This window comes from Streptomyces sp. NPDC052107 (assembly GCF_040680215.1).
Lineage (GTDB): Bacteria > Actinomycetota > Actinomycetes > Streptomycetales > Streptomycetaceae > Streptomyces.
In genome coordinates, this window is sequence record NZ_JBFAWG010000002.1 from 68,843 (window position 1) to 89,836 (window position 20,994).

The window sequence follows — 20,994 nt, forward strand, 5'->3', positions numbered from 1 at the left end:
GGCTCAACTTGTGCCGATCGCTTGCGGGTAGTCGAAGAAGCCGGTCGGGTCGTATTTCCGCTTCACGTCGACCAGGCGGGGGTAATTCGTGCCGTAGTAGGCCTGCCGCCAGTTCTTCAGTGTTGGGTCGGGGAAGTTCTGGTATGCGTGTTCGGGCGAGTTCTCCGAGAAGATGTCGTTGTAGAACTGCTTGAGCCAGTGGAGGTTGGCTTCGGCGACGCCGGGGTGGTCGTAGTCTGCCCACGAGGTCTCGGCGGCGAAGACGAAGAGGCCGTTTCGGTGTACGAACGCGGTCGCGTCCGGTGGTACCTGGTTGATCTCACCACCGAGGGCGAACATTGCGAACCCGGCTCCGTCCGCGTTGCCGCTGCCAGGCCAGTCCAGTAGGCGCTCGGCTGCCACGCTGACCTGCTGATCGGTCAGGAGTGTGCGGGAGTGCAGGATCGCCGATTTGGCGGCGAAGCGTTCGACTGGTGTGGTGGCGCTCAGCAGTACGCTCGCCTCACCGGGGGTGACCTGACGGACGGACGCGCTGTTGCGGGCGCGTTCCTCAGCCGTGCCGATCTTGAGTAGCGGGGCGAGGACGGCACGCAGTTCCTGGACAGTGCCGTAGTACTGGCCAATGGCGTTGACGTTGGCATTCGCATGGATCTGTGTCCTGGTCGTCCCGCTGGTCCCGATGCCCAGTCGCAGATGGAACCGCTTGTCGTCCACGGTGTCCTGGGCGATGCGCTGCGCGGCGGCGATCACCGGCAGTACGGAGTCCAGGCTCCAACGGAGCCGGTAGACCCCCACGGTGCCCTCGAACTGCTCGTACTGGAAGGTGAACGAGGTGTTGACACCGAAGTTGTTGCCGGCTCCGCCGCGGCAGGCCCAGAACAGGTCGGGGTGCGAGTCCTTGCTGGCCTTGACCGCCCGTCCGTCGGCGAGCACGACGGTCGTGGCAACGAGCCGGTCGCAGGTCAGGCCGAACATCTTGTCGCTGAAGCCGATACCGCCGCCCAGCACCAGCCCCGCGACCCCGACGCTGGGGCAACGACCGGTCGGCACGAACATGTCGTGGTCCTCCAACAGCGGATGCAGGTCGCCGTTGGTGACCCCGGCCCCTACGGTGACGGTACCGGCGTCGTGCACGACCTTCATCGGCCCGTAGACCCGAGGGCGGGCACCGCCCGGCATCGGGGTGGAGACGATGCTCCTCATGCGGGCCATATTCAGCAGCAGGCCCGTGGTGGTCGAATACCCGGCGTAGTTGTGTCCCAGCCCGGAGCGTGGTACGGCGGGCAGCCCTACCGCGCGAGCCCAGCGGATCGCCTCACGCACGTCCCTGGTAGTCGCGCAGGCAACGATGCCGGCAGGCCGAATTCCGGCGTACCTGTGGTTGAACGGCAAGGCCAGCGACGGGTATACGGAGCCGGGCGGCCGGTAGAGGGTGGACCGAGGGGACAGCGCATCGGCCAACCGCTCCCAGTCCCGACGGCCGACTCGTTCTGCTGCCTCAGCTACCGCAGCCGCACTTTCCGGTACCTGAAGCCCCAGCGCCCCGGAGGCGGTTCCCAACACACCCGCCCGCAGCACGTCCCGCCTGTCGATCACAGTGACCTACCCTCACGCAGCGGTCGCAGGCTCCTCCTGCGATCCCATCGGCCAGTTCGTTGAGCGTCGACCGGTGCCATCCCCGTCGGCTGTCCACTCGCCAAACCCACTACACGAAAGGGGGAGAGACGCACCGCCAAACAGCACAGACGACCCAGGGCCGTTGTCTACGAACGTGCAGTCAGCGCCTTCACCATGCGGTACTTGGCAAAGGGGCTGACGGCTTTCCAAACGTCCAGAGGATGGGTGGACCCGCGTGGTTCTCAAACCGAGAGCCGAGCATGGCCTTGAAGATCGTCCGGTAGACATCGGTCGGCGCGTCGGTGTTCGGGTTCAGCTCGAGCACCGCGGTGCGGTTCTCGGCGTAGAGCCGATAGAGCACGTCCAGCGGCGGGATGCAGAAGATGTTCCCGGCGCCGAGGACCAGGGCCACGCCCCGGGTGTGCTGCGGCGTGCGCTGCCCGAGGCCGGCCCTGGTCCGCAGGTCCCGCTCGGTGGTGACCGGTGTCGTCCAGACCTCGGCACGGAAGCCGTTCAGCAGCAGTCTGTCGAAGGCGTTGTGCGGAAACACCTGGACGGCGAGCCGACCGCCCGGGGCCGGGCCGATACGGCGGCCGGCCACGACGTCGGCCCCCCTCCTCCAGGCGCCGCAGAGTCTCCCGGAGCGCCTGGGCGTAGGTGATCAGGGCGTAGGGTCCGCTCATCCACTCCTCGCCGACCAGCGGTGACGCGTCGTCCAGCTGCTTGATTTGGGTGGCGGTGCGCACCCAATCGCCGGCTACGGCCCAGGCGGCCGTGCACACCTCGCCCAGCAGGCGACGCCGCTCGGCCAGGGTGGTGCGGGCCCAGGTCCGTTCCCCGGAGGCAAGACGCGCGACGAGCGCGTCGATGTCCGGGCCGGGGCGGTCGCGGTCGAAGTCGGTCGTCGTGATCGGTTCCTCGCTTACGAGTCGGGGTCGGGTGCCGAGCCACTACGGACCCGCAGTCGGCAGCGGAGCCCCCTCCGTCCTGGAGCCGGCCGGAACCGGTGATCGGCTCAGAGGCTGCCTGGGCGGACCAGGCCGGTCCTCTTGACCCCGGTCAGGATGGGGGTGACCTCGAGGGTGGTGATGTGTTCGAGGGCGCCGATGGTGTCGCTCAGGAAACGGTAGAGCGCGTCGAGATCGGCTGCGGCGACGGCCACGAGGAGGTTGGCCCGGCCAGTGGTGGCGGAGGCGAAGCGGACTTGCGGGTGGCGGCTGAGCTGTTGGCCCGTCTCTTCCAGGCCGCCGGGTGCGACCGTCATCCACAGAAGTGCCTCGGCGCGGACGCCCAGCCGGGCGAGATCGACTTCGGTGGCGAGCCTGAGCACCTGGCCGCCCACCAGCGCCTCTACCCGGCGGCGGGCGGTGAGGGCGGTGGTGTCGACGCGGCGCGCGAGGTCGGTGTAGGAGGCTCGCCCGTCGCCGATCAGTGCGGTGATCAGCTGGTGGTCGATGGGCTGGAGGACGGGGCGGGCGGGTGCCGCGGGCATGTCCGGCCGCAGGCTGGTCAGTTCGGTCTCCGTCAGCAGGCCGCCGCTCCAGTCGAAGGCGGCCGGGAAGACCCGTAGCAGGACGTGCGCGGTCCAGGACTGGACCGCGGGGGTGGCGGGCAGGTCGCGCAGCAGCAGGTTGTTGCGGGCGTCCGGCCCGTCCAGGTGCAGGATGGTGCAGATCTCGTCGCCGCCGCCGAGGACGTCGACCCAGATGGTGTCGGGGCGGCGGGCGAGGGTGGCGGCGATGGCGCTGATCCGGTTGGGCCGGCAGCGGATGCGCAGGGCCAGCGGAATCAGCTCGGGGAAGTGCACGGGGTTGCGTACGGCCGTGGTCCGCAGCGTGCCGTCGCCGAACAGCGGTGCAGCACGGCGTACGACCGTGCGCTCCGAGATGCCCAGGACGCGGCCGACCGTGCGCCAGGAGGCGCGCGGGGCGGCCAGCATCGCGGCGGCGATCCGACTATCCGTTTCATTCAGTTGATGGCGCACTTTCTCCATGACCCGAGACCTTATGTCCTTCTTCCTCGATTCAGATGGCCATTTCTGGCTCAGATTCTGGTTCCGGCCTAGAAACGTCTCAGAGCAACCGAGACGAGAGGAAGCAGGTGAGCACGATGACCGGTATCGAGCACACGGTCGTGGACACCGACCGGGGCAAGGTCAGGGGAGTCGCGGAGGGCGAGGCGATCTCCTTCCGGGGAATCCCGTACGCTGCGTCGCCGGTCGGCGAGCTGCGGTTCGCGCCGCCGCAGGCGCACCCGGGCTGGACGGACGTGCGAGAAGCGGCGCAGGCCGGCCCGTCCGTTCCGCAGGCGGCCTCCCGGCTGGAGCGGGTGCAGGGGCGACGCGTGCCGGACTGGAACGAGGACGGCAGCCTGACCGTCAACGTCTTCACCCCACGCCGGGCGCTGGAGGACGGCACGGCCCGACCGGTCCTGGTCTGGTGGCACGGCGGTGGCTTCACCAGCGGCGCCGGCGGCTGGGACTGGTACGACGGCGGCCGCCTCGCCGCCCTGGGCGACATCGTGGTCGTCACTGCCAACTACCGGGTGGGACCGCTGGGTTACCTCTACCTGCCCCAGATCGGCGCGGCCAACCTCGGCCCCCAGGACCAGGGCGCCGTTCTGCGCTGGGTGCAGAACAACATCGCCTCCTTCGGCGGCGACCCGCGCACGGTGACCGTCGGCGGGCAGTCCGCCGGAGCGTACTCGGCCCTGTCGCTCGCGCTCGACCCCGAGACGAACGGATCCATCACCCGGGTGCTGCTGCAGAGCGGCCCCTTCGGCCTGAACCCGCAGGATGCGCACCAGGCCGCCGAGAACGCAGACTCCTATCTGCGCCTGCTGGGCATCCCAGCCGGCGCCGACCCCGCAAAGGCCCTGCGCGCGCTGCCGGCCGAGCAGTTGCTGGACGCCTACGGCCGGCTCTCCGTACAGCTCGCGGCTCCGGGCAACGCCGCCCCGCCGATGTACCCGGTCCTCGGTGCACCCGGCATGCCCCGCACCCGGCAACAGGCCCTTGCCGACGGCACCTTGGAGGGCAAGGCGCTGCTGATCGGCACCACCCGCGACGAGGCGACGGCGTTCTTCGCCTTCGACCCCCGCATCCAGAACCTCACCACTACCGCCGCCCTGGATGTGCTCACCTCCCAGGTCGGCCGGCAGGCAGCCCAGGACGTCTACCTGCAGCACGCCGCCCGGCTCCCGCAGGCGACACCGGCGCAGATCTTCACCGCGGTGCAGACCGACGGACTCTTCCGCGACGGCTCGCTGGAGGTCGCCGACCATCACGCGGCCGGCGGCAACACCACCTACGTCTACCAGTTCGACTACGCCCCCACCGACGACGCCCACGCCCTGGGCGCCACCCACTGCGCCGAACTGCCCTTCCTCTTCGACACCTTCGACGCCTACCCCGACAGCCCCATCCTCGTCGGAGCCGGCGACACCCAGCGTGCCCTGGGCCACGAATTCGCGACCGCCCTCGCCGAGTTCGTCACCGCCGGAACGGCCAGGGACTGGCTGCCCTACGCCCCCGCAACCGCCGCCCGCATCCGCCACTTCGGCTGAGCGACGAGACCGTCGTGAAGAACGTCTTCCGCAAGCCGACCATGCCTCACTGGGCCGATTTCCTCACCCTGCCGGCCGCCATCCACCCCTTGGACCGGCCCGCCATCCGGAGTCAGTCGTGCGGCGGCGGTGCCTGTGCCGTGGTCAGTCGGGCTGCGATGGCGGTGAGGCGCCCGGCCGGCGCACCAGGGCTGGATCTTGTCATGGCGGTGAGTTCGATGGTGGCCGTCGCGTGACGGAGCGGTCTGAAGCGGACGGCGGGGCGTGGTGCTGACGCCGCAGCGGGTACGACGGTGACGCCGAGGCCACACTCGACCATGGCGATCTGCGAGGTCACCGATCGTGCCCAGTGGGCCGGGACGGGGCTGAAGCCGGCGGTCCGGCACATGGTCGCCATGGCGTCGTGGTAGTCGGGGGAGATGTGGCGGTGCAGCCACACCCACGGGCTCCCCGCGAGGTCGGCCAGGTCCAGCGGGCCGGTGGCATCGGCGGCTGGGTGGTGGACCGGAAGGGCCGTGACGAACCGGTCGGCGAAGAGCGAGGTCGCCGTGGTGCCGCGCACCGGGGCGGTCTGGCGCACGATCGCCCGGTCGAGCGAGCGGTCGAGGAGCCCGGCCGCGGCCTCGTGGGTGTCGATCTCCTGGGTGCGGATCTCGACGTCCGGCACGGCCTCGTGGAACCGCTCCAGCACGAGCGGCAGGGGCCAGGAGAAGGCAGAGGCGACGGCGCCCAGGCTCAGTCGTCCGCCGCGCCCGGTGGCAGCCTGCCGGGCAGCGACCGCCGCCTCCTCGGCCTGGCGGATCAGCGTGCGGCAGTGGTCCGGGAACACGGCTCCGGCGGGGTCAGGGCGACCGACCGCTGGTTGCGGTGCAGCAGTTCACAGCCGAGCTGCTGTTCGAGTTGCTTGATCGCCTGGGACAGCGGCGGCTGGGACCTCTGCAGCCGCCGCGCCGCACGTCCGAAGTGGAGTTCTTCGGCGACCGCGACGAAGTACCGGGCCTGCCGGATCTCAAGGCGGCGTCGAACTCGCCGAGATCACGCACTGCGCCCACTTCCCGATGCACTCCAACCCACCGCAGATGTGGGCACACATCGCCGAGCTCGTCTCACGCACCGACGCCGGCTCCTGATGCTGGCTCCCAGGCTGCCCGGTCGTGGTGACCTCGTCACTCCGGGCCGTAGTACAGCCGCAGGAACTCCTCCATCGCCGCGTCGACGCCGGCGCGGTCACCGGTGGCGAGCAGGTCGAGCAGCAGACCGCGGACGGTGGCGAGCCCCAGCCTGGCGCGGCTCCGGGCCGTGGTGGGGTCCGCCCCCGCGCCGGTCTCGGCGGCCACGAGCGGCTCCAGCCAGTCCGTCACGAGCCCTTCGAGGACGGGGGCGGCCTCGGGACGGCCCCGCAGCGCGTGCCCGCAGATCTCGAAGAAGAGCCGCTCCTGACCGGCCAGCCGAGGGTCCGTCAACTGCCGCCACAGCAGCCGCGCCACATCGGCGGGCGAGAGACCGGGCTCCAGGTGGAGCCGGGACAGCAGCTCGCGCTGGCGCCGCTCCGACGTCCGGACGATCTCGACGAGCAGCTGTTCCTTGGAGCCGAAGTAGTGGATCAGCATGCGGTGACTGACGCCGATCGCGGCGCCGAGGCGGCGCAGGCTCAGGTCCGCGATGCCGTGCGCCGCGACGTGGTCGACGGCCGCGTCCACCAGTTGTGCGCGCCGGTCCTGGTCCGCGCCCTGCCCGTCTTCACCCTGCCCGGCCTCGCCCTGCCTGACCGCGCCCTCGGGATGCGAGTTGCCCGTATTCACCACGACGCGAGTGTACCAATCGGTACATGGCACATGTACCGTGTGGTACATGAAGCCGGTCACCGTGTCGATCGACGTACCGCAGACGCCCGAGCAGGTCTACGACTTCCTCGATGTCATGGCTCACCACGAGCGATTCACCGACCACTACCTGTCCGACTGGCGCTACAGCGGCCCCCGCCGGGGTGTCGGATCGTGCGCCAAGGTCACCGCCGCGCTGGGTGGCGTGCGAACCAACGTCACCATCGAGGTCGTCGAGGCCGAGGCGCCGCTGCGCATCGTCGAACACAACGTCAGCGCGGCCGGCCGGCGCCGGGCCCACGGCACCTACGTCATCGCCCCTGTGCCCGCCGGCGGGAGCCGCGTCTCGTTCACGTACACCTGGGTGCGCGCCCCGCTGGCCGACCGGCTGCTGGCCCCCGTCGTACGGACCACCATGCGGCGTGCCAACCGCACGGTCATGCGGCGCCTGGCCACCGAGTTGGCTCGCCACCTGTCCACCGCCGGCTCCTGACGGCGCGGGCCGCTGCTGCTGCCCGAGGGATGCCCGTACCGCGCTCGGATGGATAGCGTGCGTCCATGATCGAGGAGAACCCGGAGCGTGTGCGGCCGGCCGACGCCGAGGACGTGCCGGCCGTCAAGGCCGTGACGGACGCGGCCTACCACCCCTACATCGAGCGCATCGGTGTGGTGCCGCAGCCCATGGAGGAGGACCACGCCGCGAACGTGGCCGCCGGGAAGGTGTTCGTCACCGGAGCGCCCGTCGACGGGCTGGTCGTGATCGAGGCGTTCGCCGACCATCTCTTCCTGGACAGCATCGCCGTCCACCCCGACGCCCACGGCACGGGCGTCGGGCGGCGGCTGCTGCGTTTCGTCGACGCACGCGCGCGTGAGCTGGGCCTCGGCGAGATCAGGCTCTACACGAACGCGTTGATGTGGGAGAACCAGGAGATCTATCCGAAGTACGGATACGAGATCGTGGAACGCCGTGTCGACGGGCCCTACGACCGGATCCACTACCGCAAGCGGCTGGATTGAAACGGCCCTGGCGGGGTCAACCGTCGGGCCACCAGGTGCGTGCGATGTCCTTGCGCACCTCGGGACGTTTCGCGGGGTGTTCCTCGGCCTCTTCGCGGATTCGGCGGCCGTCCGTCTTCTTCAGGGGCTTGTGCACGGTCACGCGGCGCATGGCTGCCTCCTTCAGTGCCCACCGAGTTTCCGTGTTGTCACGGCGGTAGACGCTTTTGGCGAGAGTTCCTCATCGGAGCCGGGTTGTCAGTGGCGACTGTCACTCTTTGGGCATGACGAACGTGAATGACGACACAGTTGCGGCGGGTACCCCGGAAGTAGACTGGGACGCCGCGGCGGGCGTCTTCGACGACGAGCCGGACCACGGCCTGCGCGACCCCGAGACCCGCGCGGCCTGGGCGGACCGGCTCCGTTCCTGGCTGCCCGAGCACTCCGCCGACGTCCTCGACCTCGGCTGCGGCACCGGCAGTTTGTCGCTCCTCGCGGCCGAACAGGGACACCGGGTGACGGGCGTCGACTCGTCCCCGGCCATGGTCGAGCGGGCCCGCGCCAAGCTCGCCGGGCGCGACGCGGCGGTCCTGCGCGGGGAGGCGGCGGCTCCACCGGTGGGGGAGCAGCGCTTCGACGTCGTGCTCGTACGGCACGTCCTGTGGACCCTGCCGGAGCCCGGCCGGGTGCTGCGGCACTGGCGGGACCTCCTGCGCCCCGGAGGCCGTTTCGTGCTGGTCGAGGGCGTCTGGGGCACCCTGCACCCCACAGGCATCCCCGCCGACCGCCTCACCGCACTGCTGGCACCGCTGAGCCCGGACGTGCGCGTGGAGCGGCTGTCCGACGACTCGCTGTTGTGGGGGAAGACGGTGGAGGACGAGCGGTACGCGGTGGTGGCGGGAGTGTGAGGGAGGGGGCCCCTTCCTGACCGGGGGTGTCAGGTCAGCAACCGGTCGAAGTCGCCGGTGCGGGCCAGTGTCTCCAGTGCGTCGAGTGCGGCCACGGCGGCGGACGCGGCCCCGGGGTCCGTCTCCGTCAGGCCGCTCTCCGCGAACTCGTCCTCGTCCAGCCGCCGTACGTCCCCGCCGTCGGCGGAGCGCCACAGGTCCAGGTCGAGGTCCTCCACGACCAGTTCACCGCCGGTACGGACCGCCGGCCTGGTGATGTCGCAGTACCAGCCCTTCACGGTGCCGTCGGCGGCGCGCACCTCCTTCACCGAGTACCAGCGGTTCCGCCAGTAGTACTCGGTGAAGACGTCGCCCGCCTCGAAGCGCACGAAGCCGAAGTCGCGGACGCCGGAGCCCGCCCAGGGCGCGCGTACGGCGATACGGGTGCCGTCGTCATCGAGCAGATCGGCCGGGTAACGGATCTTCGTCCGGCCCGCCTTGACCAGGACGACGTCCAGCCGGGCCGTCGGTTCAGCCGAGTTCGCGGACATAGCGCACCTCCGTGGCGCAGATCTCGTATCCGAGCCACTTGTTGATCGCGATCATGGGGCCGTTGCCGGTGTCGTTGCCCGTGAAGGCCTCGGTGATGCCGGCCGCCCGGGCCCGGTGCAGGGAGTGGATCTTGGCGAGCTTGGCCAGGCCACGCCCGCGATGGGACTGGGCGGTGCCGGTCATCGCGGAGACGTAGCGAGTGCCGCCGTCGGTGTAGGCCACGCTGAAGGCGACCGGCCGGCCCTCGACACACGCGGCCACCGTCAGGTCGCGGTCCAGCAGCGGATGCTTCCAGTACTGCTCGGCCCAGGCCTCGTAGTCGGTCAACTCGTGGTCGACGTCCCCCGGTTCGTCCAGCATCGTCTCCGCGTCCAGCTCGAACAGCGGGCGCGGGTCGTCCGCGAAGTCCGCGGCCGTACGCAGCTCGACGCCCGGCGGGGTCTCCGGGACGGGCGGGAGGGAGGCGCCCGCCAGATCGAGGCGCAGGAAGTGGGCGGACCGGCTGCCCCGATAACCGTGGCGTTCCGCGAAGGCGCGGCTGGCCGGCTCGTCGAGGACCCAGCTGAGCAGCCTGGTCGCTCCCTGGGCGGTGAGGTACTCCTCGGCCGTCCGCAGCAGGAGCCCGCCGGCGCCGCGACCGGTCCGGTCCGGCCGGACGTAGATGTTCACCAGGCCCTGGCCCGGCTCGGCGCTGTCGTGGGCGAGGTGGACCTGGGCGGTGCCGATCACCTCGCCGTCCTCCTCCGCGACCAGCGGGCGGTAGCGCGCTTCGGGCGGCATGTGGAGGGCGTCGTGGCGGATCGAGTCCGAGGTGAACAGGATGTACGGAAGGGCGAGATGGCGGACCCGGACGAAGCCCTCGGTGTCGGCCGGGACGTCGGGGCGGAGATCGCGCACGATCACAGTCATGGGGATGCACCGTAAGGGGTTAAGCGCCGGGGATGCCTCTCATTTTCCGGCGGGTGCGGGACAATCGCCCCGTGAGCCTGAAGATCCGCATCGACGACAGCGCGCCCCCGTACGAGCAGGTACGGGCGCAGATTTCCGAGCAGGCGCGGTCCGGGGCGCTGCCGGTGGGGTACCGGCTGCCGACCGTGCGGGGGCTCGCCGAGTCCCTGGGCCTCGCGGTGAACACGGTGGCCAAGGCGTACCGGGCGCTGGAGGGCGACGGGGTGATCGAGACGCGGGGGCGCAACGGCACGTTCGTGGCTGCCGCCGGCTCGGCCGCGGAACGTGAGGCTTCCTTGGCCGCTCAGACGTACGCCGAGCGTGCCCGGCGGCTCGGGCTTACCGAGGACGCGGCGTCGGCCGCCGTGCGGGACGCCCTGCGGGCGGCTTACGGAGAGGGCTGAGAAGAGTTCGGCACCTCCCCCTCGGGAGATGTCAGCGGAGTCTTGCCGGCTCCGGGATGCGCGTCACCCGCAAGCCCGCCCTGTCCGCCGCTCTTCCGAACGTCACCGCGTCCCATACGGCCGCACCGCCCGGGTCGTTGTTGAAGTACGCGTACACGTCCTCCCCCTGCTCCCAGGTCGTCGCGACGCGGTCGACCCACGTCTCCAGGGACCGCTTGCCATAGCGCGGCCAGGGCTGGGCGCGGCCCTGGTGGAAGCGGACGTAGCCCCAGTCGGTGGTGCGCCACAGCGGGGTGACCGGGCGGGCCAGGACGTCCGCCCAGCACAGGGCCGCGCCCCGGGCCGACAGGACGTCCCGCACCTCCCGTGTCCACCAGGAGTCGTGGCGAGGTTCCACAGCGACCCGCGTACCGGACGGGAAGCAGGCCAGGCAGGCGTCCAGGAGCGCGGGGTCGGCGCGCAGGGTCGGGGGGAGCTGGAGGAGGACCGGGCCCAGGCGGTCGCCGAGGCCCGCCGCGTGGCTCATCAGGCGGTGGACCGGTTCCTCGGGGTCCTTCAGGCGCTTGATGTGGGTCAGATAGCGGCTGGCCTTGACCGCGACCACGAAGTCCTCCGGGATTCGGTCCCGCCACGCCTCGAAGTTCTCGCGGGAGGGGAGACGGTAGAACGCGTTGTTGATCTCCACCGTCGCGAACAGGCGCGTGTACTCCTCCAGCCACATCCGCGCCGGGACCCCGGCCGGATAGACGAGGTCCCGCCAGTCCTTGTACTGCCACCCGGAGGTGCCGACGAACAAGGTCACAGCACCATCAAAGCACTACAGGTACAGGCCCGCGTCCGCGCCGTCCCGCGCCCCCGGCACCGAGGTCGGTGCCGTGCCCCGGCGCAGCGCGAACAGCTCCGCCAGCGTCGCCCCGTCCCGCCCGACGGCGTCCTCCCGGCCGTCGGCCTCGCTGCCGAGCCAGTTCACCGCCTCCCCATGGGTCAGCTTGCCCACCTCGATACGGGCCAGGCAGCGGCCGGGGCGGACCACGGCCGGGTGCAGGCGCTCCAGGTCCTCGTTGGTGGTGACGCCGACCAGGACGTTGCGGCCCTGGCCGAGCAGGCCGTCGGTGAGGTTCAGCAGCCGGGACAGGGCCTGGCCCGCGGTGTGCTTGGCCTCGCCGCGGATCAGTTCGTCGCAGTCCTCCAGCAGCAGCAGCCGCCAGCGGCCCTTGCCGGCGCCGTCCTCCTCGCCGATCGCGATGTCCATCAGATAGCCGACGTCGGAGAAGAGGCGCTCGGGGTCCAGGACGCAGTCCACCTGGCACCAGTCGCGCCAGGAGCGGGCCAGGGTACGCAGGGCGGAGGTCTTGCCGGTGCCCGGAGGGCCGTGGAGGAGGAGCAGGCGGCCCGCGATGTCCTCCGGTGTCGTCTTCATCAGGCGGTCCATGGCCTCCGCCACGGGTGCCGTGTAGTTGGGCCGGACCTCGTCCCAGGTGCCCGCGGAGATCTGCCGGGTGGTGCGGTGCGGGCCGCGTCTGGGCGAGACGTACCAGAAGCCCATCGTGACGTTCTCGGGCTGGGGCTCGGGCTCGTCGGCGGCGCCGTCCGTGGCCCGGTCGAGAATCTTCTTGGCCAGTTCGGCGCTGGTCGCGGTCACCGTGACGTCCGCGCCGCGGCTCCAGCGGGACACCAGCAGCGTCCAGCCGTCGCCCTCGGCGAGGGTGGCGCTGCGGTCGTCGTCCCGGGCGACGCGCAGCACCCGGGCGCCGTCGGGCACCATGGTCGCGCCGGAGCGGACGCGGTCGATGTTCGCCGCGTGCGAGAACGGCTGCTCGCCCGTCGCGAAGCGGCCGAGGAACAGCGCGTCGACGACGTCGGCAGGCGAGTCGGAGTCGTCGACGTGGAGCCGGATCGGCAGAGCGTCGTGTGGGTTCGCAGACATGCGGCCATGATCCGCCACGGATGCGCTCCGCGCACGGCATTTCCTCCCCTTGTTCCGGGTGTTCCAAGACTGTTCCGGGTGTTCCCAAGACCTGCCGGAGGCGCTGCTTCCGCCGTTACCGTTGTCCCCGATGGGACGTCATGGGTGGGATTCGGATGCTCGGCGGTGGCGGCTCACCGCCCTGCTCGGTGTGGGCGTCGCCGCGCTGGCCCTTGCGGTGACCCTGTTCAGCACGCTGTCAGGCGGGCCCGGTACGGCCGGCACCACACGTGACGGCGACAAGGTGCACGGCACCCCCGCCAGTCCCGGCGCGAAGCCGGAGCCGTACGTCGGCTGGGGGTTCACGCACACCCAGTACAGCGCCGACGAGGGAGCCGGCGCGGCGACCGCGCGGGTGAGGCAACTGCTCGGCCAGGACGCCGGGCTGGCGCAGAACCAGCACATCATGGGCTGGGGCGCCGACAATCCCGAACCGGTCGAGGGGCACTACGACTTCGGCGCCCTCGACCGCCGTGTCGACTTCATGCGCGCCTCCGGCGGCACCCCGGTGATCACCCTGTGCTGCTCCCCGGACTGGATGAAGGGCGGCAAGGCCGGGGTCGGCAACACGGACTGGAGCCAGGCCGCCCTGGAGACGGCGCCCACCCCCGACCACTACCAGGACTTCGCCGACCTCGCCGCCACCGTGGCCCGGCGCTACCCGGACGTGAAGCACTTCATCGTCTGGAACGAGTTCAAGGGCTTCTGGAACGACGCCAAGTCCCGCTGGGACTACGAGGGGTACACGAAGATGTACAACCTCGTGTACCAGGCGCTGAAGAAGGTCGACAAGGACATCATGGTCGGCGGGCCCTACCTGGTGATGGACAGCGTCGACCCGCGGGACAAGGACGCCTCCACCGCGCTGCAGGGGCCCTGGGGCGCCATGGACCAGCGGGTGCTCGACGCCTTCTCCTACTGGAACACGCACAAGGTGGGCGCCGACTTCACCGTGGTCGACGGCTCCAGCTACACCCGCGACGACGGCATGCTGCCCAACGAGTTCGCGGCCACCGACAAGCTGACGGCGGTCAGCGCCTGGGTGCGCCGGCAGACCCACGGCCTGCCGCTGTGGTGGGCCGAATACTACGTGGAGCCCGGCGACGGCAACGACGACCGCAAGGGCTGGTCCGAGCCGCACCGTGTCGCCGTACAGGCCACCGGGATGATCGCCATGGTCAAGGGCGGCGCCGAGTCCGGCTTCTACTGGAACCCGGAGGAGAGGACGGGCACCGGCTGCGCCGGCTGTCTGTGGACGCCCACCGACGGCGCCGACGGGGGCAGGGCCCTGCCCATGTACGACCTCGTGTCCCGGTTCGCCAAGGCGTACCCGCCCGGCACCCGGTACGAGACGGTCCAGGTCGCGACGGACGACGTGCCCAACGTCCGGGTCCTGGCCGGCGCGAAGACGGTCCTCGTGGTCAACACGCAGAACCGGACGATCAGCGCCCAGATCGACGGCAGGCGGTTCGACATGCGGCCGTACGAGGTGAAGTGGCTCGACCGCTGAGCCACCCCACCCGTCACCTCATGCGTCACTTCATGGTCAGGAACCGCTGCACCAGCGAGGCCAGCACTACTGCCAGCAGCGGCAGCGCGAACCAGAACGCCCCCTGTAGCAGGCGTAGTTGACGAACCCCGGGCCGGACCGCGACCCGTACCACCTCCCGGCCGGCCAGCAGCAGGATCAGCACGACGGCGGCCAGCGCGCCGACCACCGACCACGGGGTCCAGGTCACCTGCGGCCCGATCGGCCCCGGATGCGGCTTCGGCACCGCGCCGGGCGGCTGCTTGCGCAGCGCGAACATGGTGACGTCGTCGTTGACCAGGACCTTCGTCAGCTCCTGCCGGTTGTCCAGGTTCTCGATCAGCCGGGGCTCCCAGGTCGCGGAGTAGCCCGCGTCCAGCTGCAGATAGGTCACCTGACTGCGGTTGATCATCAGATACGAGTTCGGGCCGGCGTCCTTGAGCGCCTTGACCAGGCCGGACACCAGCACCGGGTCGGTCGGGGCCAGAGTGGGCACGTAGTTCACCCGCTCCATGTCCTTCGCACCCCAGGGCATGGCCGGGGTCACGTCGTTGACCGTGTCCTGGGTCAGCCACAGCAGCCGCAGTGTCGGCTTGTCGTGGGCGTACACCCAGTTCATGACCGTGACCTCGCCGGGCCGGGTGCGCTCGAACGGCTCGTTGCCCCAGCGGGCCACCAGGAAGCCGCCCATCAGCAGCAGTCCGGCCAGCAGCGCGGCCAGCGGGGCGAGGCTCACCCGGTCCTTCTCGCGCTCCTTCGCGGTGACGCCGGTGCGCGGGAAGAGGGCGAGGGCGCCGAGCAGGGCCGCGCCGGGCACCGCGAACATGAAGACGCGCAGCGCCATCTCACCGCCGTACGACTGCATGCCGAAGCCGAGGAACGGCACGAAGGTGAGCACCAGCAGCGAGCGTTCGCGGTAGCGGTGGAAGCGCCGGCGCCACCAGCCCCAGCAGGCGAAGGCCAGCACGGAGCCGGCCAGCAGCACCCGGGTGTACAGCACCAGCTTGTGGGTCGAACTGCCGCCCTGGATCCGGCCGGAGACGGAGGTCGACACATTGCTGCCGACGCCGCCGACCCCGCCGAACAGGTCGTTGAAGTGTCCCGACCAGTACGGCTCGGCCATGAAGCCCACCCACACCGCCACCAGCACCGCGAACAGCAACGGCAGCCCGCGCAGTTCGGAGCGGCCGAGCAGGACCAGGGCGGCGAGCGCGCCGAGCATGACGAACGGGGTGAGCTGGTGCGCGGGCACGCTCGCCGCGTACAGGCCGATCAGCACCAGCAGCAGAACGGCTCGTTGGCGGCGGTCGGCCGGTTCCACCTCGGCCTCGCCCGGGCGGAACTTCGTCCAGATCACGCGCGGCGGGCGGAACCAGACCAGCAGGATCGCCACGAACATCAGGTACAGCAGGTAGGTGAAGCCCTGCGGCGAGAAGTAGTCCTGGCCGACCCAGCCGCACAGCACGAACAGCCAGACGCCGGTCCACTTCGCCCGCCAGCCCGCCCGCAGGGACCGGGTGAGAAGGCACATCGGGGCCAGATAGGCGAGCTGGATCGCCGTCGGCCACCAGCGGATCACCTCGGTGAAGTCGGTGACCCCGCAGGCCCGGCCCACGAACGCGGCCACCGCGAAGAAGCCCGGCCAGCTCCAGCGGGCGTCCAGGTCCGGTACGGCGGACCCGGTGCGGTCGATGTAGTCGATGAACCCGAGGTGCTGCCAGGCCGTCGGGAAGCGCGGCTCGGTCTCGATCACCGCGGGCAGCGCGTGCAGCGACACGACGGTCGCCAGCAGCGTGAGCAGCAGCAGCGCCCGGTGCTCACGGCGCAGCCAGAGCAGCGCGGCGAAGACGATCACCAGGAGGGCCGCTCCGACCAGCGTCGGCAGCGGCAGCACCGAGACCAGCCCGAGCCCGCCCATCCGGTCGAGGTCGGCCTCGCCGAGCCGGAGCGCGGGCACCCAGTACAGCAGCAGCGCGGCGATCAGCAGACAGCCGAGGACCACACCGGTGCGGGTGGGCAGCAGCCGCTGCCGGAGCGACAGGGGGCCCGGCGGTTCCTCGGGCATGGGCTCGTCCGGTACGGCGGGGTCCGCCGGCTCCTGCGCGAGAGGCGCGTCGATCTCCACCATGGAGTCGAGTCTGCCGACGGACGCGTCCAGTTCCTCGTCGGTGAACGGCGCGTCGACCTCCGCCGCCTCCGCCTCCCGCAGCAGTTCGGCCTCGGCCGGGCCCAGTGAGGCCTCGCTGCCGGGCTCCCGCTCCTCCACCGGGAGTCCCACCGGACGCGCGGGCAAGGGCACCGGCGTACCGGCGGGCGGGGTGCCGGGGCCCGGGCGGACGTCCGGACGGCGTTCCACGTGGTCGAAGTCGACGTGGATGCCGAGGGCGAGCGTGTCGGAGTCCAGCGCCCAGGCCGGGCTGCGCCGGCGCGCCCGGGAGGCGGCCGGGATCTCGCGGGCCTCACGGGCGCCCAGATCGGCGAGGTCCCCGTCGGGTGCCGCCGTGTCGGGCACGGCGTCGGCGGCGGTACGGATCGTCCTCCAGAGCCTCGGCGCGGCGATCGCGGCGATCACCGCGAGGCTGGCGGCCTCGGCGAGACCCGCGCCGGTCAGCCCCATCCGGGGCAGGAGCAGCAGGGTCAGGCCGAGGGTCAGCGCGCACAGCAGGCCCTGCAGCCAGGCGAGTCCGGCGGTGCGGCTGCGCGCGCGCAGCACCGCGAAGTACGTCTCGATCACGACCCGCAGCACCGAGCCGACCGCGAGCCAGCGCAGCAGCGGGGTCGCCGCGTGCGCGTAGCCCGTGCCGAACACGCCGAGGATCCAGGGCGCGCCGATGATCCACAGGGACGCGATCGGCAGCATGATCCGGGCCATCCGCTTCAGCGCGGCCCGGGTGTTGGCGGCCAGCCGCCCCGGGTCGTGCGAGCCCTCGACCGTGAGGGACGCGCCCATGTTGATGGCGAGCAGGTCGGTCGTGCCGCCGATGGTGGTGGCGATGTAGAAGTAGGCGTTCTCGGCGGAGCTGACCTGCGCGGCGACGATCACCGGCACCAGGTAGATCACGGCGAGCGAGAACAGCGAGCCGGTGTAGTCCCCGGCCAGGAACCTGCCGACCTGCTTCAGCGTCGGCGGCTCGGCGCGTCCCTCGGTCGCTTTGACGTGCCGGGGCGCCAGCCGCCGGAACACCAGCCAGCCCAGCGGCACCACCGAGGTGGCGATCGCGGCCACCCAGGACACGAAGACACCGGTGGTGGGGATGGCGACGGCGAACGCGACGAGCAGGGCCAGCTTCACCGCCGAGAACACGGTGTTGCCGACCGGCACCCAGGTCGCGCTGCGCAGCCCGGTCAGCACCCCGTCCTGCAGGGTGAGCACGTTCCAGGCGATGACGGCCGCGATGAACCCGAGCCCGTTGACCGTCCCGTGCAGGAAGCGGTACGACGGCCCCCAGGTGTCCAGGGTCAGCAGGAAGACCCCCGCCGCGAGTGCCACCAGCAGCGAACTGCCCGCGTAGGTACGGAAGACGAGCCTTCCGGTGCGGTTCCCGGCGACCGGGATGAAGCGGGCCAGGGCACCGGTCAGGGTCACCGCGGTCAGGCCGGCGAGGAACTTCATCGCGGCGATGGCGGCCGAGCCCTGCCCGACCGCCGACTCGGAGTAGTAGCGTGCCGCGGCCAGCCAGAAGCCGAGTCCGAGGACGGCGGAGATGCCGGTGTTGAGCATCAGCGCATAGGCGTTGCGGAACAGCGGGCTGCCGGCGGAGGACCGGCCGGTTCCGGGCAGCCTGAGGCGGCGCCCGGACTTCTGGGACGTCTCGGCGCCGGTCGTCGTGGACTCGGTCGTGGTGGTCGTGTCAGACACGGGAACGGATGGCCTTCCGGCGGACCTGACGGGCTCTGCGGACGAGGGCGTAGCCCTTGGTGAGGGCGCGGTCCCTCGAGAAGGTGCGGGCGACGGCCCGGCCGTGGAGCAGCCGCTCGAACTCCTCCACGCCGGTGGAGCGCCGGACCGTGACCCGCTGGAGCGCGTACGGCCCCTGGCGGCGGCGGGCGAGGCCGTTGCCGACGGCGAGGGCCTGGCCGTACCCGTGCTCGCGCACGGCCCGGCGGACCGTGCGGTCGGAGTGACCGTAGGGGTAGGCGAAGGACACCGGCCGCGCGCCGAGTTCGTCGGTGACGATCTCCGTGCAGCGGGTCAGTTCCGCGCGCAGCGCGCCGTCGTCGAGCTGGTCGAGTTGCGGGTGGGTGTGGCTGTGCCCGCCGATCTCGACGCCGGCGTCGGCCAGTTCGCGCACCTGCCGCCAGTCGAGCATGGTGTCGAGGCCGCCCCCGGTGTCGTATGCGCCCCTGATCCAGCCGGTGGAGACGAACAGGGTGGCCGGGAAGCCGTGCTTGGCGAGGACGGGCAAGGCGTGCCGGTGCACGCCCTCGTAGCCGTCGTCGAAGGTGATCAGCACCGGCCGGGCCGGCAGCGGGCGGCCGGAGCGCCAGCGTGCCCCGAGCTCGGCGGTGGTGACCGGGGTCAGGCCCAGGTCGGCCATGAGCGCCATCTGCTCCGCGAACGCCTCCGGCGCGACCGACAGGGCACGGGTGGCGTCGTTGGGTGCGGTGGCGACCGAGTGGTACATGAGGATCGGTACGGGAGTGTCACTCACCTGGGCCCCCTTCGATCGACGCCACCGAGAACGTCGCACCGTCCCGCCGCGCCCGCAGGCTGCCGAGCGCGTAGCCGCCGGCGGCGCTCAGCACCCCGGCGAGGATCGCGCCCGCGCGTCCGGCGCCGCCCGGCCGGGCCAGCAGTGCGTCCCGCAGGCCACGAGCGACCCCCGCGGGCAGCACCCTGGTGGTGTACCGGCGTTCGGACTCCAGGCCCATGTCCGCGCCGACGCTCTTCGCGACCAGCGCCTTGGACAGCCCCTCGGCGTAGGTGCGGGTGCGGAAGTAGGCGAAGTGCTCGCGGGGTTCGGGCACCCGGTGGTGGATCACCGCGCGGTCGTCGATGAGCAGGACGGCGTCGGGACGGGCCCGGGTGAGGCGGATGCACAACTCCGTCTCCTCGCAGCCCAGCGGGCGGCGGTCGCCGTCGCGGCCGATGCCGGTCGCGAAGCCGCCCGCCGCCTCAAAGGCCGTACGCCGGAAGGAGGCGTTTCCGCCGAGCACGTTGCGCACCCGGACCCGGCCCGGCGGCAGCCCCTTGTAGGTGCAGCCCACCACCCAGTCGAACTCCTCCGGGAACCAGGCCGGCCGCCGGCCCGAGGCCCAGATGGGCACCGTGCGGCCGCCGACCGCCATCACACGTGGGTCGGCGTAGCCCTCGGCGAAGCGGCGCAGCCAGTCGCGTTCGGCCACGGCGTCGTCGTCCAGGAAGGCGATGACCTCGCCGTGGGAGGCGGCGATACCGGTGTTGCGGCCGGCGGACAGGCCGCGCGGGCCCGCGTTGGCCAGCACCCGGACGCCGGGGGTCTCCTTGTACTCGCGCTCCAGCCGGTCCTTCAGGGCCGGGTTGTGGTCCACCACCAGGAGCGTCCGAAGCGCCGGGTACGACTGCGCGCGCACGGAGGAGACCGCCGCGAGGATGTCCTCCCAGCGGTCCTCGGTGTACACGCAGATCACGACGGAGATGCCGGGATCTCTCAAGACACTTCTCCCCGGACCGTGTCGAGCATCGGCGAGTGGTGTTCCTGGCGGCGCAGCTCGCGCCGGTTGGAGCGTTCCCTGAGGATGACCTTGAGCACCCGGAACCCGTCGCGCACGGCGCGCAGATTGCTGGTGCCGTGGATGCGGAGGTACTCGTGGCTCGGGATCTCCTGGACCTTCAGGCCGGCCTTGACCACTCTGATGTTCATCAGCGTCTCGACCTCGAAGCCGGTGCAGTCGAGGTCGATCTTGTCCAGGCAGTGCCGCCAGAACGCGTTGTAGCCGTAGCAGAGATCGGTGTAGCGGGCGCCGAACTTGCGGTTGACGACGGTGCACAGCGCCCAGTTGCCGAGCTTACGGATGAAGGTCATGTCGTCGGTGCCGCCCCCGTTGGCGAAGCGCGAGCCCTTGGCGAAGTCGGCGCCGGAGACCAGGGCGGAGACGTAGCTCACGATCTCGCCGCCGTCGGCCGAGCCGTCCGCGTCGACCATCACGATGATGTCGCCGCTGCAGGCCTCGAACCCGGTGATCAGGGCATCCCCCTTGCCCTTGCCGAGCTGTTCGACGACCTTGACGTCCGGCCACAGGGACCGGGCCACTTCGACGGTGTCGTCCGTGGAATTGCCGTCGACCAGCACGACTTCGTGGATCCAGTCCGGAAGCGTCTTGAAGACGTAGGGCAGGTTCTCCGCCTCGTTCATGGCGGGAATGACCACGCTCACCGGCGGAGTGATCGCCAGGTGAGAGGAGATCGGCCGGTAGTGCTCGGCGATTAAAGGATCTTGCCCCGAACTCGGCGGGCGCAGGACGGAACTCATGGGTCTTTTCCCTCTCGTCCGGTGGACCGCCCACCCCCGGGCGGCCCGGCTCTGTGTCCGGTTCGAAAGGGGGGTTCTCATCTTCGGCGCGGTGAACTGATCTCCGCGCACGCCGATGAGCTGGCAAATCTGGCCGGTCTGCCGGAGAAGAACGGCGGCCGGTCGCGCGGCACGACTCGGTCACAGTTGCGGTCACCGAGCACGGCACCCCCCTACCGCGCCCCGCGCCGGTGGACGTCGCGGCCCCTGAGCCCTCC

Annotated in this window: 20 protein-coding genes and 1 pseudogene; 6 read left to right on the forward strand and 15 right to left on the reverse strand. The window is 71.1% G+C overall.

Annotation, left to right across the window (positions count from 1 at the left end; translation table 11 throughout):
* Positions 1 to 3: 3 nt before the first annotated feature.
* The 3 genes from AB0M27_RS02190 to AB0M27_RS02200 form a co-directional block, all read right to left on the reverse strand.
* Entirely contained in the window at positions 4 to 1,596 is a 1,593-nt protein-coding gene (locus AB0M27_RS02190) for an FAD-binding oxidoreductase (RefSeq protein WP_365716986.1), read from the reverse strand.
* Between the two features lie 190 nt (positions 1,597 to 1,786).
* A complete protein-coding gene (locus tag AB0M27_RS02195) occupies positions 1,787 to 2,218 on the reverse strand; it encodes a hypothetical protein (protein WP_365716988.1) in 432 nt (143 codons plus the stop codon).
* A gap of 414 nt (positions 2,219 to 2,632) precedes the next feature.
* Complete coding sequence (locus AB0M27_RS02200) at positions 2,633 to 3,610, reverse strand: Lrp/AsnC family transcriptional regulator (RefSeq protein WP_365716990.1); 978 nt, start codon at positions 3,608 to 3,610, stop codon at positions 2,633 to 2,635.
* Positions 3,611 to 3,726: 116 nt separating this feature from the next.
* On the opposite strand from AB0M27_RS02200, the gene AB0M27_RS02205 reads away from it, so the two are divergent.
* Complete coding sequence (locus AB0M27_RS02205) at positions 3,727 to 5,181, forward strand: carboxylesterase family protein (protein ID WP_365716992.1); 1,455 nt, start codon at positions 3,727 to 3,729, stop codon at positions 5,179 to 5,181.
* Between the two features lie 112 nt (positions 5,182 to 5,293).
* On the opposite strand, the gene AB0M27_RS02210 is transcribed toward AB0M27_RS02205, so the two are convergent.
* From AB0M27_RS02210 to AB0M27_RS02220, 3 genes and pseudogenes are all read right to left on the reverse strand, one after another.
* A complete protein-coding gene (locus AB0M27_RS02210) occupies positions 5,294 to 6,010 on the reverse strand; it encodes a LysR family substrate-binding domain-containing protein (RefSeq protein WP_365716994.1) in 717 nt (238 codons plus the stop codon).
* An 11-nt stretch (positions 6,011 to 6,021) separates the two neighbouring features.
* A pseudogene (locus AB0M27_RS02215) lies at positions 6,022 to 6,189 on the reverse strand (LysR family transcriptional regulator); the annotation flags it as partial.
* Between the two features lie 158 nt (positions 6,190 to 6,347).
* Entirely contained in the window at positions 6,348 to 6,986 is a 639-nt protein-coding gene (locus AB0M27_RS02220) for a TetR/AcrR family transcriptional regulator (RefSeq protein ID WP_365716996.1), read from the reverse strand.
* A 46-nt stretch (positions 6,987 to 7,032) separates the two neighbouring features.
* Here AB0M27_RS02220 and AB0M27_RS02225 point away from each other — a divergent pair, with 46 nt between their 5' ends.
* Positions 7,033 to 7,497, forward strand: coding sequence for an SRPBCC family protein (locus AB0M27_RS02225; RefSeq protein ID WP_365716998.1), 465 nt, complete (start codon positions 7,033 to 7,035; stop codon positions 7,495 to 7,497).
* Between the two features lie 65 nt (positions 7,498 to 7,562).
* Positions 7,563 to 8,021 carry a GNAT family N-acetyltransferase gene (locus tag AB0M27_RS02230; protein WP_365717000.1) on the forward strand — a complete coding sequence of 153 codons (459 nt, stop codon included), beginning with the start codon at positions 7,563 to 7,565 and terminating at the stop codon, positions 8,019 to 8,021.
* A 16-nt stretch (positions 8,022 to 8,037) separates the two neighbouring features.
* Here AB0M27_RS02230 and AB0M27_RS02235 read toward each other — a convergent pair whose 3' ends face one another.
* Positions 8,038 to 8,172: a hypothetical protein gene (locus AB0M27_RS02235; RefSeq protein ID WP_365717002.1), complete on the reverse strand. Its 135-nt coding sequence runs from the start codon at positions 8,170 to 8,172 to the stop codon at positions 8,038 to 8,040.
* A 112-nt stretch (positions 8,173 to 8,284) separates the two neighbouring features.
* Here AB0M27_RS02235 and AB0M27_RS02240 point away from each other — a divergent pair, with 112 nt between their 5' ends.
* The gene (locus AB0M27_RS02240) at positions 8,285 to 8,908 is read left to right on the forward strand and encodes a class I SAM-dependent methyltransferase (RefSeq protein WP_365717004.1); all 624 of its coding nucleotides are present in this window, start codon (positions 8,285 to 8,287) and stop codon (positions 8,906 to 8,908) included.
* A 29-nt stretch (positions 8,909 to 8,937) separates the two neighbouring features.
* On the opposite strand, the gene AB0M27_RS02245 is transcribed toward AB0M27_RS02240, so the two are convergent.
* Positions 8,938 to 9,438: a DUF402 domain-containing protein gene (locus tag AB0M27_RS02245; RefSeq protein WP_365717006.1), complete on the reverse strand. Its 501-nt coding sequence runs from the start codon at positions 9,436 to 9,438 to the stop codon at positions 8,938 to 8,940.
* Complete coding sequence (locus tag AB0M27_RS02250; RefSeq protein WP_365717009.1) at positions 9,419 to 10,348, reverse strand: GNAT family N-acetyltransferase; 930 nt, start codon at positions 10,346 to 10,348, stop codon at positions 9,419 to 9,421. Before AB0M27_RS02250 ends, AB0M27_RS02245 begins: the two co-directional genes overlap by 20 nt.
* Positions 10,349 to 10,419: 71 nt before the next feature.
* Here AB0M27_RS02250 and AB0M27_RS02255 point away from each other — a divergent pair, with 71 nt between their 5' ends.
* The gene (locus AB0M27_RS02255) at positions 10,420 to 10,791 is read left to right on the forward strand and encodes a GntR family transcriptional regulator (RefSeq protein ID WP_365717011.1); all 372 of its coding nucleotides are present in this window, start codon (positions 10,420 to 10,422) and stop codon (positions 10,789 to 10,791) included.
* Between the two features lie 31 nt (positions 10,792 to 10,822).
* Here the strand turns inward: AB0M27_RS02255 and AB0M27_RS02260 are convergent, their stop codons facing one another.
* Both AB0M27_RS02260 and AB0M27_RS02265 read right to left on the reverse strand, forming a co-directional pair.
* Positions 10,823 to 11,593, reverse strand: coding sequence for a DUF72 domain-containing protein (locus tag AB0M27_RS02260; protein ID WP_365717013.1), 771 nt, complete (start codon positions 11,591 to 11,593; stop codon positions 10,823 to 10,825).
* A gap of 15 nt (positions 11,594 to 11,608) precedes the next feature.
* Positions 11,609 to 12,718 (reverse strand): DUF5925 domain-containing protein, encoded by a 1,110-nt coding sequence (locus AB0M27_RS02265; protein WP_365717015.1) that lies wholly within the window; start codon positions 12,716 to 12,718, stop codon positions 11,609 to 11,611.
* Between the two features lie 130 nt (positions 12,719 to 12,848).
* Between AB0M27_RS02265 and AB0M27_RS02270 the strand changes: the two genes are divergently transcribed.
* Positions 12,849 to 14,267 carry a xylan 1,4-beta-xylosidase gene (locus AB0M27_RS02270; RefSeq protein WP_365717017.1) on the forward strand — a complete coding sequence of 473 codons (1,419 nt, stop codon included), beginning with the start codon at positions 12,849 to 12,851 and terminating at the stop codon, positions 14,265 to 14,267.
* Between the two features lie 25 nt (positions 14,268 to 14,292).
* Here AB0M27_RS02270 and AB0M27_RS02275 read toward each other — a convergent pair whose 3' ends face one another.
* From AB0M27_RS02275 to AB0M27_RS02290, 4 genes are read right to left on the reverse strand one after another with little or no spacing between them, the layout of a single operon-like run.
* Positions 14,293 to 18,144, reverse strand: coding sequence for a polysaccharide biosynthesis C-terminal domain-containing protein (locus AB0M27_RS02275; protein ID WP_365717019.1), 3,852 nt, complete (start codon positions 18,142 to 18,144; stop codon positions 14,293 to 14,295).
* Positions 18,137 to 18,937 (reverse strand): polysaccharide deacetylase family protein, encoded by an 801-nt coding sequence (locus tag AB0M27_RS02280; protein ID WP_365717021.1) that lies wholly within the window; start codon positions 18,935 to 18,937, stop codon positions 18,137 to 18,139. Before AB0M27_RS02280 ends, AB0M27_RS02275 begins: the two co-directional genes overlap by 8 nt.
* Entirely contained in the window at positions 18,930 to 19,919 is a 990-nt protein-coding gene (locus AB0M27_RS02285) for a glycosyltransferase family 2 protein (RefSeq protein WP_365717023.1), read from the reverse strand. Before AB0M27_RS02285 ends, AB0M27_RS02280 begins: the two co-directional genes overlap by 8 nt.
* Positions 19,916 to 20,737 carry a glycosyltransferase family 2 protein gene (locus tag AB0M27_RS02290; RefSeq protein WP_365717025.1) on the reverse strand — a complete coding sequence of 274 codons (822 nt, stop codon included), beginning with the start codon at positions 20,735 to 20,737 and terminating at the stop codon, positions 19,916 to 19,918. Before AB0M27_RS02290 ends, AB0M27_RS02285 begins: the two co-directional genes overlap by 4 nt.
* Positions 20,738 to 20,994 lie beyond the last annotated feature (257 nt).

Coding starts and splice junctions, on each gene's coding strand:
- AB0M27_RS02200 (WP_365716990.1), bottom strand. CDS start 3,610: ATGGAGAAAGTGCGCCATCAACTGAATGAAACGGATAGTCGGATCGCC.
- AB0M27_RS02205 (WP_365716992.1), top strand. CDS start 3,727: ATGACCGGTATCGAGCACACGGTCGTGGACACCGACCGGGGCAAGGTC.
- AB0M27_RS02225 (WP_365716998.1), top strand. CDS start 7,033: ATGAAGCCGGTCACCGTGTCGATCGACGTACCGCAGACGCCCGAGCAG.
- AB0M27_RS02230 (WP_365717000.1), top strand. CDS start 7,563: ATGATCGAGGAGAACCCGGAGCGTGTGCGGCCGGCCGACGCCGAGGAC.
- AB0M27_RS02235 (WP_365717002.1), bottom strand. CDS start 8,172: ATGCGCCGCGTGACCGTGCACAAGCCCCTGAAGAAGACGGACGGCCGC.
- AB0M27_RS02240 (WP_365717004.1), top strand. CDS start 8,285: ATGACGAACGTGAATGACGACACAGTTGCGGCGGGTACCCCGGAAGTA.
- AB0M27_RS02245 (WP_365717006.1), bottom strand. CDS start 9,438: ATGTCCGCGAACTCGGCTGAACCGACGGCCCGGCTGGACGTCGTCCTG.
- AB0M27_RS02250 (WP_365717009.1), bottom strand. CDS start 10,348: ATGACTGTGATCGTGCGCGATCTCCGCCCCGACGTCCCGGCCGACACC.
- AB0M27_RS02265 (WP_365717015.1), bottom strand. CDS start 12,718: ATGTCTGCGAACCCACACGACGCTCTGCCGATCCGGCTCCACGTCGAC.
- AB0M27_RS02270 (WP_365717017.1), top strand. CDS start 12,849: ATGGGACGTCATGGGTGGGATTCGGATGCTCGGCGGTGGCGGCTCACC.
- AB0M27_RS02290 (WP_365717025.1), bottom strand. CDS start 20,737: ATGAGTTCCGTCCTGCGCCCGCCGAGTTCGGGGCAAGATCCTTTAATC.